Genomic DNA, 12,548 nt, shown 5'->3' with positions numbered 1-12,548 from the left:
CTGATTGAAAGTGGCTGAGCACTACGATTGCTTAAGCAATCGCAGCGTCACATTCAGACTTTTTTGCAGCTGACTTTAGCTCCTCTGCAACTTGCGCAGTTTCTTTCGCAATACGGCCTTCTTCGTCAGTTGGTACAACCCAAATTTGTGGACCGCCTGTACCTGCATCAATACGACCTTCAGTACCGCGTTTTAAGCTGTCATTGCGTTCTTTGCTGAAGTTAAAGCCAAAGTGTGGCAAGTAAGATACAGTTTTTTCACGGATGTACGCAGAGTTTTCGCCAATACCACCTGTGAAGAATAAGCCATCTAAGCGTGGTAAACCACAGCTAAGTGCAGCTAAAGATTTAGCTAAACGGTAGCAGAATACTTCAATTGCAAGCGTTGCATCTTCGTTGCCTTGTTCAGATGCTTCAATCAGGGTACGCATGTCGTTCGATAAGCCTGACAAACCAAGTAAACCACTTTGGCTGTTTAGCATTTTGTCAATTTTGTAGATATCCCAACCTAAGTTGCTTGCAAGGAAGCTGTGTAAGCTTGGGTCTACATCACCACTACGAGTACCCATCACCAAACCTTCAAGTGGGGTTAGGCCCATCGATGTGTCTACACTTTGACCATTCCAGATTGCACAAGTCGAGCTACCGTTACCCAAGTGAGCAGTTAACCAGCCACCTTGTTTGAAGCTGCCAGCCAACTCTGAACCGCGCTCTGAAACGTATGCGTGACTTGTACCGTGGAAGCCATAACGACGTACGTTGTGGTCGGTATATAAGAATTTAGGCACTGCATAACGGTAAGCGTGAGCAGGCATCGTTTGGTGGAATGCAGTATCAAATACAGCCACTTGCGGAAGTTCTGGGAACAAACGCATTGTTGCTTCAATACCCACCAAGTGTGCAGGGTTGTGTAAAGGTGCAAGCGGAGTTGCTTCACGAATACGTTGCACGATTTCTTCAGTTAATAATTCTGCTTTGGTTAAAGTACCGCCGTGTACAACGCGGTGACCAATGGCTTGTGGCTTATATTGAGATAAGCGACCAAGAATAGTTTCCAATGCTTTTTCATGGTCAGCATGTGGAATAGAAAGTTCGAGCGGCTCACCACCTGCGGTAATGCCTTTAATGCGCGCATCAGCAGAACCTAGATTTTCTGCCAAACCAAAGATACGATCTCCAACGCTTTCAGATACAAGCGCATATTTGATAGAAGAAGATCCGCAGTTAATCACTAATACTGATGTAGTCACTTTTATGTACCCGAATTCTAATTGAAGTTATCCCTAGTCAATCAAGCTGCATTGCAAGATATGGCAAACGGCAATCTATTGTGTTGCAATCTTGATCATTACGTATGTTTTATCATGGGTTTTTTATTGCTCCTAGATAGACTTTAGGAGATTAGACTTAAGCATTATCGACCATGAAATCAGAAATAATTAAAATTTATCAGCCCGAAACTTTCATTTTTTCATGAAATGATGGTCTAAAATTTCTGCTTAATTCCTGTTGTATTCTCTTAACATAGCACACTTCATTCTGCAGGCGAGTGGCAAACTGTTTTAAATTATTTCCTCAATCTTTGTCGGTTTATTTTGATTTGGCAGCGTATTTAATTTCCGACCAACGGACAATCACATAAGCAATCAGTGCCACCATAAAAAACACCAACATCATCCACGCCAAGCCTTGTAAGGTTTCAATAATGGTGCGGTAAATTTCCAATACCCAGCGTTCTTGCGTCAGTTCAATCACAATTCTTTTGTCATTTTCGGCATAGGTGAGTGGGGTAATGTATTTTTCCATATCGTAAATACGAATGCCTGAAGATGTGCCGACCACCATGCCTGCAAATTTGGTGTACTTTGCCCATGCTTCATGAATTGGGTCGTGGATGATACGCGCCAAAATTGCATTGATGGAGCTGGAAAACAGACGCATGACAATGAACGACACCAACAGTGCTAAAGCAAAGGTACTAATAATCAAATAATAAAACATAAGCATCGCCACTCTTTTTGATGATTTTTCTAATCTTGATGGTGTTTTTATTTTAAGTGAGCGTGAGGCAGAAATGTGTAGTGGAACTGTGTCTTAAAACAATGTCTAAAAAATAGAAGGGAATAATGTTCAGCTTCCTGTGAAACTGAACATTATATTTGGATATTGCAAAATTACAGATGGATTTTATTGGCGGATTTGACCATCGCCAAACACGATCCATTTTTGTGAGGTTAAACCTTCCAAACCGACAGGGCCACGGGTATGAATTTTATCGGTAGAGATTCCAATTTCAGCACCTAAACCATATTCAAAACCATCAGCAAAGCGTGTAGAAGCGTTAATCATGACTGAACTAGAATCTACCGCAGCCAAGAATTGACGCGCCAAACTAAAGTTTTCAGTAATAATGGCATCAGTATGATGTGAACCATATTTATTGATATGTTCAATTGCCTCATCAATTCCTGAAACCACTTTAACTGCCAAAATTGGGCCTAAATATTCGGTGTACCAATCTTCTTCGGTTGCTGTTTTAACACTTGTACCCAAAATCTTTTGGGTTGCAGGACAGCCGCGTAATTCGACTTGTTTTTCTGCATATAGCTCGGCAATACGTGGCAAGAATTGTGCGGCAACAGCCTCATCGACCAACAATGTTTCCATGGCATTACAGACGCCATAACGGTGAGTTTTTGCATTCAGGGCAATAGGCAGGGCTTTTTGTAAATCGGCCTGTGCTTCTACAAATACGTGACAGTTACCATCCAAATGTTTAATCACTGGAATACGCGCTTCATTGCTGATGCGTTCAATCAGACTTTTACCGCCACGTGGCACAATTACATCTACATATTCAGACATGGTAATTAATTGCCCAACGGCAGCACGGTCTGAGGTGTTAATCACTTGCACCGATGTTTCTGGCAAGCCTGATGCTTTTAAGCCGTGTTGAATCGCGGCAGCAATCGCTTGGTTAGATTCCAGTGCTTCAGAACCACCACGTAAAATAATCGCATTGCCTGATTTTAATGCCAAAGACGCAGCTTCAAGGGTTACGTTTGGACGTGATTCGTAAATCATGCCCACCACACCTAGCGGTACACGCATTTTGCCCAATTGAATACCAGATGGACGGTAAGCCATATCGGTAATTTCACCAATTGGATCCATGAGACCAATCACATCTTTCAGACCTTGTAACATGCCTTTAAAGCGTGCGGGGTTAAGTTCTAAGCGATCAAGCAGTGCGCTATCCAAGTTGTTGTTACGACCTTTGGTCATATCAATTTGGTTGGCAGCTAAAATAGCGGACTCGCTATTTTCCAATGCCGTATAAATAGCCGATAACGCATTGTTTTTAGATTGGGTAGAAGCGCTTGCTAAGACACGAGAGGCTTGGCGTGCTTGTTGTCCTACCGTTTGCATATATTGTTCAATAGACTCTTGCATAGCGGTTTGATCACTTAGAAATTTCAACTCGATATTAACAGTCTGTGCCTGCACAATGAAGCGTCTCAGCGGAAAATCGACTAAATTGTTCAATCTTTTCATATTTTTCAATGCTTTCATCACAAAAATTAATATTTTGAAATGCTTTATGATTTAAAAGTAGATGAGCGGTCATAGAAAATGTTGCGTATAAAATCAGCACCTGTATAGAATGATGCGATAACGACATTGATGTCATTCACAACAATAAGCAGGATGCCACTTTAATTCAGATAAGTGGGTAATCGTTCAATGACGAACACTTGCACAATAAAAATAAAATGCGCATGGAGGTAAGGAATATGAATTCCATGATCCAGATGGACACGGATGTACAGGACGCAAGTTCGCATGTCTGTTTTTTTGATATTTACGATAAACACAGCTTTAAACAACCCGCTCGTACCACTTGGATCAACGGCTGGAAAGTGGAATACATGGCAATTGCTCAGCCAGAAACCGCACATTTAACTCCAATTGTGATTATTGGTGGTGCATTCCAAAACTTTAATTCATATAAATATTGTGTCGAGCAGCTTTTTCGTGCAGGGCCAATCATTTTAATTGATATGCCATCTATGGGCGCCAATCAGCAAATGACCAATGTGGAAACAGGTGAGTCGGCAGGAACGCTAGAACTGCATGATTTAGGTCAGATGTTGGGTGATTGGCTGGATATTGTCGGCTTAGATAAAGTATCCGTCATGGGCATGTCATTGGGTTCGGTGGTGGCATCGTGTCTAGCAGATCAGCGTCCTGAATTGATTGATCGCATGATTTTAATGGGGGTTATGCAAAAGACCCGTAAAAGTTGGCGCATGTTGCTTGAAGAATCACTGCATTTAATGAAAGAGCAGCGCATGGATGAATTTGGTCAGGCGGTGATTTTATACTTGGTCAATCATGCCAAAATGGAACAAACTCGCATGTCACCGACTGCAAAGCGTTTGTTTTACCGACAAATGGCCGACTTTACCGCTACAGAGCAAGATCGCTACGATGTGAACTGCAACCGTTTATTGCGGTTAACCAATGTGCCTATTCCGCAATGTAAGGTTTTGGTGGCGTGTGGGCAATATGACAGTTTTACCTTGCCGCATGAAAATGCCAATTTTGCCTTACAGTGCCCGAACATGGAATTTGCCATGATTGCCAATGCAGATCATGTGCCGCAATTACAGCGCCGTAAAGAAACCATGAATTTATTTGCGACCTTTTTAAGCGATGAATCTATTCAGGACTTAGATGGCATTATTCCAATGACACGTGCGCAACTATTGACGATGGAACGCCGTGGAGAAGCGCGTATTCGGGTGCAAAATCCGCAAAGTCATTTGCAGTATCGTCATTCTGATTTGAAAATTGCCACGCACATTGTCGATTTAAACTTCTTTGGTGTATTGCTTGATTTTGAAAATGCTGCGTTGGCGGCACAAGCAGCACAGTTTGAACGAGATATGGCCTTAGAATTACAGGATGAGGAAGGCAGTTTTAGCATTGAATGTTTAATTTTTGAAAGCCAAGGGCAGCAACTACGCGCATTATTTAAGCATGGTAGTTTTGAGGTGGCAGAGCGTTTGTTGCGTTATGTGGAACGTCAAAAAGCGGCTGCACAAAATTTGGAATATGCCCGTTAGTAGATAAAATCAGTGCTTGGTTTAAAATTATCCAAAGAAAATAGAATCAAAATAGCGTGTTAAACCACGCTATTTTTTTTGTAGGCATGAACCATCCAGACTAAATCGCCTAAATGTTCTGCGGTTGTTTTTTCTAAAGAGCTGTTGGAAAAATACAGTTGTGGTTGTTGTAGCTGCACTTGCTCAAAACCTGCATTTTGAAAAAACTGAGTTAATTCCTGCGGAGATTGAAAGTGAAAGGTGAAAGCACTGCGTGACATAAATTTCAATAATCGGCTGCAGTTCCAAATAAAATTGGCGAGCTTGTTTTTGACGGGTTCAGGGTAAATATCGGTTAAATAATGCAGTTCTGGAAAGTCTTGGGTGTAGTTACACATGCCATTTAACAGCTGTTGTAGCATGTCTTTGCTGAAGTAGTTAATTAAACCTTCACTAATAATTACTAAGGGCTGCGAGTGATCAAAATATTCAAAGGCCTGTTGAAAGGATTCACTAAAAATATCGGCGGTGAGAACTTCAGGTGCGTCGTGGTCAATTTGTCGTAACGCTTGAGTTTTAATTTGCGCCATATCAGGCAAATCCAGTTCACGGTAATTCAGTTCAGGATATTTTTGTCGAAAGTTCCAGCTGCGTGGTGACAGCCCAGATGCAATTTCGAGCACTTGTAATTGCGGATGTTGCTGAATCAGTGCGGTTAAGTGTGCATCAATCATTTGGTGACGTTGTTTGAGGGTGCTGCGCATACTGCCGCCCACATGACGTTCTGCCCAGTTTTCTAAAGGATGTACCAATTTGGCTAAAAACTTGCCTTTTCGGGTCGCAAATACAGGATGTGAAATCCCCCTTTGATACCAGATATATCCCGTATAATGTGCGGTAAAAGAAATATGCCGATGTTTGGACAATGCAGTCGTGTCTGAGCGAGTTGGCTTGGCATCCGAGTTGTGCATTTCAGTCCTTTTTTCTGTCGTGATTTTGCTGTTCAGCAATGTTTTTGTCATTTTCGTATAGACCTTAATTGTTTGTATGGTGGTCGTTGTCTTTTTAGGCATGCTTTGACACTCAAGCTGCGGTGTCAGGCATATACTCAAAATAGAATAAGTTTATCATAATCAAAAAGGAACAAGCTGTCGTGTTCCTTTGTCGTATAAATGCTGTGAAAAAGTGAAGGCGTATAGGGTCTGTTGACATTTCATAAATGGCTTGCGCTGTAGGCTAAAACTGAGCAGATCAGGCATAAAACGCAGGGAATAGTGGACCTATTTTCAAGTTCCATAACGCAATCTGAGAAAGTTTTAGCCACATGAGCAAGAACAAAGCGTTGCTTTGTTTGCTGCGCAAGGGGGCGAGCATATTTTTTGCTGCTATTGCGTTATGTGCCAGTCATTTAGAATGACTAAATTTCCTGTCCCATGCCTTATATCAGCTAAAAAATCTTGCGAGATATATCTCTCACGTCGCAAACATAGACGAATTGTCAACAGACCCTAGTTAGTTTGTGGTGATCTCAAGTCGCAGCGTTTTTAGTGGTACTTGAATAATTGGTCGGGTCGTGACTAGTTTGTGCTGCCAGTAGCGCGGCACTTTGTTCTTTAAATACCAAGATACGATCACGGACGCTTCGCCATTCATCACCCAAGTCTAAAACTTCAGCAATGCTAAACTCTGCACTAAGCTCAGGGATTTTACCGCGCATGCGTTCTAAACGTGCCTGATTCGGCAAGGGTAAATCGGCAATCGCATTTAAAGCCAATCGTTGTGCAGCACGGTTGTTGCAGACCAATCCCATGTCACAGCCTGCAAGCAAAGCGGCATGAATACGTGCATCGGCATCGCCTGCTACACAAGCCGCCTGCATGCTTAAATCATCCGAAAAGAGTACACCATCATAGCCCAAGTCTTTGCGAAGCACTTGCTGTAACCAAAACTCAGAAAAACCTGCAGGGTTCGGATCGACCTGATCATAAATGACATGCGCAGGCATGAGCGCATCCAGTTGATTTTGCAGTTGGATAAAGGTTTGCATATCCTGTTGTTGAATTTCGGCAAAAGAACGTGAATCTATCGCGGCAGCAACGTGAGAGTCTGCTTTAACCGATCCATGTCCAGGAAAGTGTTTGCCTGTGGTTGCCATTCCTGCACGATGCATTCCACGTAAAAAAGCATCTGCCAAAGCAATAATATCGACAGGACGCGCAGCAAAAGCACGATCTCCAATGACATCACTGATGTCATTTAAATCTAAAACGGGTGCAAAACTAAAATCAATGCCTACGGCTAATACTTCGGTGGCCATCAACCAGCCACATTCTTCGGCTAAATCTAAGGCACGTTCAGGTTCGTTTTGGTATAACTCGCCAAATCTACCCATAGCAGGCAATAGGGTAAAACCTTGTTTTAAGCGTTGTACGCGTCCGCCTTCCTGATCGACTGCAATTAAAATATCAGGGCGTACCTGACGCATGTGGTCGGTCAAGGCGCGTACTTGCGCAGGAGATTGGATATTTCGGGCAAATAAAATGACTCCACCGACTTGCGGAGCGCTTAATAGTTCAATATCTTCTTGAGTAAGTTCTGTGCCAGCGATGTCGAGCATCAATGCGCCAATCATATTGGGTGTCCGTATTCGATTTTTATCAATAAAAAAACAATACCTGAATTCTGCAATGATTTGCTACATTTTGACAGCACAGATTATGATAAAACTACACGACAGACCCAAATTAAGTTGTATAAGATTTTGAATCTGCTCAATTCATTGTGAAAAGCAGAGATTGGTCAAAAACCAAGGACGTAAATATTTTTATGAAACTTCAAACCATCGCTTGTGCGGTTGCAATAGCAACTGGCGGTTTTTTCTTTTCTCACGCCATTAACGAGGCAATTGCAGCCAATAATACCGCTGTCGTTGCTAACAGTATTGTGCCGACGCAGGAACAAGCTTTGGTTTCGCGTCAATTGGCGACCTTGGTCGATCGTCAGCATTATTTAAATCAGCGTTTAGATGCTGCGACGTCGCAGCGCATTTTTGATTTTTATATCGACAGTTTAGACCCTGACCACACTTTGTTTTTGGCTAAAGAAGTTGAGCAATACCGCAAACAATATGCAGCAACATTTGGCGCTTCATTAAAAGCAGGCAATTTGGCTGGACCGTATCAAATTCATGCACAGTATCGTGAACGCTTAAAACAGTTTTATCATTTCATGTTGGCAGAGCTGAAAAAACCACAAAATTTAAAACAGCCAAATGTCACGATTGAAACAGATCGGGAAAAAGCACCGTTCTTTAATACTGAAGCAGAAATGCGTAAGCATTGGCAAAAAATGCTGGTGTCGCAGCTCATTAACCTGACCATTAGCAAAGAAGAAGAATTGGCAAAACAAAAAGCCATTAAAGATAACCCTGAATTGACCAATGGTCAGGATTTGGCAAGTCCAGAAGATTTGACTCCAGTGCAGACTTTAACTAAGCGTTATACTCGTCAGTTAGAGCGCATGGATCGTTTAAAGAGCGATGACGTGCTGGATAAAACTTTGAATGCGATGATGCTGACTTATGATCCGCACAGCAATTATTTCCCACCTGTTGATGCGATGGAGCTGAATCGTCAAACGACTTTGCAGCTTGAAGGGATTGGGGTGTCGATTCGTCCTGAACGGGGCAATGAAGACTACACTAAAATTGAAACCATTGTTGAAGGTGGCCCTGCCAGTAAAACAGGGCAGGTGAAATCGGGTGACCGCATTATTGGTGTGGCGCAAGATGGCGAAAAAATGGTGGATGTTGTGGGTTGGCCGAGCAATGAAATTGTGGGGCTGATTCGCGGTAAACGTGGCACCAAAGTCACTGTGCGTTTGTTGGGTGCGGGTGCGGCGATGAATCAGGCGCGTAATGTGACCATTGTGCGTGATGTGATTCAGGAAGAAGATGCGGGAGTTCGCTCACGAACGATTGACATCAAACGTGATGGTCAAACTTATACCTATGGTGTGATTGAAATTCCATCGTTTTATTTGAATTACCGTGCGCGTCGTGCAGGTAATGAATATCGCTCGGTGTCGGAGGATACCAACAATGCCCTGAAAAGTTTGGCGGCCAAAAATGTCGCAGGGATTATTGTCGATTTACGTAACAACCCTGGCGGTTCACTAGAAGAAGTGGCACGTATGCTTGGGCAAGTAATCAAATCAGGCCCTGTAGTGCAAATTCGTGATGGCAATGGCAACGTGAGCGTATTTGAAGATGACGATGGCGGTGCACAGACTTATGCAGGCCCATTGGCAGTGATGATTAACCTTGCTTCTGCTTCGGCCAGTGAAATTTACTCTGCTGCAATTCAGGACTATCAGCGCGGGATTGTGATTGGTAGCACCACCACAGGTAAAGGTACAGCGCAGGTACAACTCGACACCTTAGCCTATGGGCAGGCGACCTTAACTCAACGTAAGTTCTACCGTATTACAGGTGGAAGTACCCAAAACAAAGGTGTGATTCCTGACATTAAACTGGTGGATATTTACAATGAGGAGTTTGGTGAACGCAAAGCGAAAAATGCTTTGAAGTGGGATACTATTCCAACTGCACCATTTAAGCGTGAAGGTTCAGTACAGCCGTACATCACCAAGCTAGGGCAATTGTCACAGCAACGTGTCACGCTTGATCCGCAATTTCAATATTTGGAACAACGTAAGCAAATTGCCAAACAAACTGAAGATCGCAAAAGCATTGTGTTAGATATTGAACAACGCAGAGCAGAGTTGTTAGCTTTGGAGCAACAAACGCTGACTGCGGAAAACAAACGCCGTCAGGAAACAGGTTTGAAACCATTTGCTAATTGGGAAAGCTATCAGGCATCTATTGATGCTTTGGCAGAAGCGCGTGCCAAATTGAAAGCGGCACAACGCCCTGCTTTACCTGAGGAAGAAGCTTTTGTGATTGAAGCAGCGCAGGTGTTGCAAGACTATGCCATGTTACAAAAAGGTGTTTCTGAGCCGAATCAACCTTAAAACAATCTTAGAATCTTAATCAAATAGAACCAGCAGCGAAAAGTTGCTGGTTTTTTTCATCCTAAAGCGAAAAGTAAAGTGACAAGATGCATATAGCTTTGAGTCAGACAGCTATTTTTAGCAGTTTTGAATTGCCATTATTTCATGATGACATATTATATAGTTGACTATTGACCAAAGCGGAATAGTATTAGATTCTAAAGTCAATGCAGTCTTTGCTAGATCAATCCGTCGTTCAGGTTGCTTTTTAGTTATTATTTATAAGAGAGTGTGGGATTGAGTAACCGAAAAACAATAAAATATGACAGAGATGGACACATCTAATGATGCATGTACATTATGATCTGAGCTTGGTAATCGGCTCGGTAGCAATCTCAGTGTTGGCCTGCTATTTTGCAGTGTCTGTTGAGCAAATGCTTTTTCAAAATGTACGACAACAACTAAAAAAAATTGCATTAATCATGAGTGGTTTGCTGCTAGGTGCGGCAGTGTGGAGTATGCATTTTGTGGGCATGTTGGCCTGCCAGTTACCTGCACCGTATCAATTTGATCTTAGCTTTACGACCCTATCTTTTGTTATTGCATTTATCGCTTCTACGTTTGCGGTTTGGCTGACCACGCAATCGACCCTGCCTGTGGCGCGTTTGATCCTGAGCGGCATTTTGATGGGGTTGGGCATTTCAGGCATGCACTATACGGGCATGATGGGAATTCAGGTAGAAGGCTACCGTAGTTATTATGATCCCACGATTGTTTTACTGTCTGTATTAGTGGCCATTGGCGGTGCAATACTTACCTTTTGGTTTATGTTTCATTCCAAGTGCAGAATGGGGCGTCAGGCACAATATAAAATTTTCATTGCGGTACTCATGAGTCTGAGCATTGTTGCCATGCACTATATAGGCATGGAAGCACTACATTTTTACTCTACAGCCGATTTGCCTCAATCAGGGCATTTTCAGATCGGGCAAGGGCCAGCCCTGTTGGTGGTTATTTTAGTGACCAGTTTGATTTTTGCTGCTGCGGTGGGCGTATCTCTGCTGGAGCTACGCTTAGAAGAAAAAAGCAGACAATTGTCTTTAGCCAATCGTGAATTGGCCAATCAGGCAGTCAAAGATAACCTGACCAAATTGCCTAACCGTTTATATTTAGCCGAATATGCACAATTGCTTTTTTCTGAACATCGGCAAAAAAATACTAAAATTGCATTTTTGTATATCGACTTAGACCGCTTTAAAGCGGTGAATGACGTATTTGGACACCATGTTGGCGATCAATTGCTTATTCAGTTGTCGCAACGTGTGCAATCCCACCTAGGTGAAAATACCCAGTTATTAAGAATTGGTGGCGATGAATTTCTTTTGGTGATTGAACATACCGATATCGCAGAAGCCACGCTCATTTCTGAAAAAATATTAGAACTGATTCAGCAAAGTTTCTTAATTGCAGGCAAGGTCATTAATATTTCAGGCAGTATTGGCATTGCGATGTATCCAGAGCATGGCACCAATTTGCAAGATATTTTAATGAATGCTGATGCGGCGATGCTGACCTCTAAATATCAGGGGCGTAACACCAGTTCAGTATTTAATTATGATCTGGAGTTACTTGAGGCTAAAAGCCAAAGTAAGTTGATTAATGATTTATATAAAGCAGTTGAACAACAACAATTTGCGTTGTTCTATCAGCCAAAGTTTAAAGCCACTGACCATAAAATTTGTGGCGTAGAAGCTTTAATTCGTTGGTATCACCCCGTACATGGTTTACTTACCCCAAACATGTTTATTAAAGGGGCTGAAAAGACGGGGTTGATTATTCAAATTGGCTATTGGACGCTAGAAGAAGCCTTTAAACAAATTCAAATTTGGGAAAGATCGGGTGCACCGTTATTTCCTGTGGCTGTGAATTTATCGGCAGTGCAGTTTGAACATAAACACTTATTTTCGACTTTAGAAAACTTGTTTAAACGCTATGAGATTCAACCCCATCACCTGATGATTGAAGTGACTGAAAGTACAGCAATGCATCATATTGAATCGAGTATTCGTAGTTTTGAGCGTTTGCGTCAAATGGGGATTCAATTGGCGATTGATGATTTTGGTACAGGACATTCGAGTTTCTTGTATTTGAAAAAATTGCCAGTCGATGAGTTGAAAATTGACCGTGCTTTTATTTTAGATTTGTGTTTGGACAGCAAAGAAGAATTAATTTTAGAAAGTATTATTCAGTTAGCCATTAAACTGGGTTTAACTGTGACCGCTGAAGGGGTGGAAACGCCATTGCAAGCTGAGATTTTAACCCGTTTAGGCTGTCAGCAGTTGCAAGGTTATTTATTAGGCTTACCTATGGATGTTGAGCGTTTAGAAGAGTTGTTTAAACATTCGGCTTAAGTTAGTGGCATATAAAAATG

Annotated in this window: 8 protein-coding genes; 3 read left to right on the top strand and 5 right to left on the bottom strand. The window is 42.2% G+C overall.

Going from position 1 to position 12,548, the window contains the following annotated elements; all coding sequences use genetic code 11:
- Positions 1-31: 31 nt before the first annotated feature.
- The 3 genes from FTT70_RS07920 to FTT70_RS07910 form a co-directional block, all read right to left on the bottom strand.
- On the bottom strand, positions 32-1,249 hold the full coding sequence (locus FTT70_RS07920) for an acetate/propionate family kinase (RefSeq protein ID WP_096901391.1): 1,218 nt from the start codon (positions 1,247-1,249) through the stop codon (positions 32-34).
- Positions 1,250-1,589: 340 nt separating this feature from the next.
- The gene (locus FTT70_RS07915; protein ID WP_026438428.1) at positions 1,590-2,000 is read right to left on the bottom strand and encodes a hypothetical protein; all 411 of its coding nucleotides are present in this window, start codon (positions 1,998-2,000) and stop codon (positions 1,590-1,592) included.
- Between the two features lie 186 nt (positions 2,001-2,186).
- On the bottom strand, positions 2,187-3,452 hold the full coding sequence (locus FTT70_RS07910) for a glutamate-5-semialdehyde dehydrogenase (protein WP_096901406.1): 1,266 nt from the start codon (positions 3,450-3,452) through the stop codon (positions 2,187-2,189).
- Positions 3,453-3,793: 341 nt separating this feature from the next.
- Here FTT70_RS07910 and FTT70_RS07905 point away from each other — a divergent pair, with 341 nt between their 5' ends.
- Entirely contained in the window at positions 3,794-5,128 is a 1,335-nt protein-coding gene (locus FTT70_RS07905) for an alpha/beta fold hydrolase (RefSeq protein WP_004974874.1), read from the top strand.
- A 59-nt stretch (positions 5,129-5,187) separates the two neighbouring features.
- Here FTT70_RS07905 and FTT70_RS07900 read toward each other — a convergent pair whose 3' ends face one another.
- Entirely contained in the window at positions 5,188-6,078 is an 891-nt protein-coding gene (locus FTT70_RS07900; RefSeq protein WP_004974878.1) for a class I SAM-dependent methyltransferase, read from the bottom strand.
- 557 nt (positions 6,079-6,635) lie between these two features.
- The gene (gene nagZ / locus FTT70_RS07895) at positions 6,636-7,739 is read right to left on the bottom strand and encodes a beta-N-acetylhexosaminidase (RefSeq protein WP_004974880.1); all 1,104 of its coding nucleotides are present in this window, start codon (positions 7,737-7,739) and stop codon (positions 6,636-6,638) included.
- 194 nt (positions 7,740-7,933) lie between these two features.
- Here nagZ and FTT70_RS07890 point away from each other — a divergent pair, with 194 nt between their 5' ends.
- Positions 7,934-10,138 carry a carboxy terminal-processing peptidase gene (locus FTT70_RS07890; protein ID WP_180168479.1) on the top strand — a complete coding sequence of 735 codons (2,205 nt, stop codon included), beginning with the start codon at positions 7,934-7,936 and terminating at the stop codon, positions 10,136-10,138.
- A gap of 323 nt (positions 10,139-10,461) precedes the next feature.
- Positions 10,462-12,528, top strand: a complete 2,067-nt coding sequence (locus FTT70_RS07885; protein ID WP_180168478.1) for a bifunctional diguanylate cyclase/phosphodiesterase — start codon at positions 10,462-10,464, stop codon at positions 12,526-12,528.
- Positions 12,529-12,548 lie beyond the last annotated feature (20 nt).

Source organism: Acinetobacter sp. YH01003 (assembly GCF_013420525.1).
GTDB lineage: Bacteria > Pseudomonadota > Gammaproteobacteria > Pseudomonadales > Moraxellaceae > Acinetobacter > Acinetobacter towneri.
Note: the sequence above shows the minus strand (reverse complement) of the source record. Positions and strands in the feature narration are given on the sequence as shown.

Bases quoted from the DNA above. Each gene is read 5' to 3' on its own strand.
- nagZ (WP_004974880.1), bottom strand. From the start codon at position 7,739: ATGATTGGCGCATTGATGCTCGACATCGCTGGCACAGAACTTACTCAA.
- FTT70_RS07915 (WP_026438428.1), bottom strand. From the start codon at position 2,000: ATGTTTTATTATTTGATTATTAGTACCTTTGCTTTAGCACTGTTGGTG.
- FTT70_RS07910 (WP_096901406.1), bottom strand. From the start codon at position 3,452: ATGCAAGAGTCTATTGAACAATATATGCAAACGGTAGGACAACAAGCA.
- FTT70_RS07890 (WP_180168479.1), top strand. From the start codon at position 7,934: ATGAAACTTCAAACCATCGCTTGTGCGGTTGCAATAGCAACTGGCGGT.
- FTT70_RS07900 (WP_004974878.1), bottom strand. From the start codon at position 6,078: ATGCACAACTCGGATGCCAAGCCAACTCGCTCAGACACGACTGCATTG.
- FTT70_RS07905 (WP_004974874.1), top strand. From the start codon at position 3,794: ATGAATTCCATGATCCAGATGGACACGGATGTACAGGACGCAAGTTCG.
- FTT70_RS07885 (WP_180168478.1), top strand. From the start codon at position 10,462: ATGATGCATGTACATTATGATCTGAGCTTGGTAATCGGCTCGGTAGCA.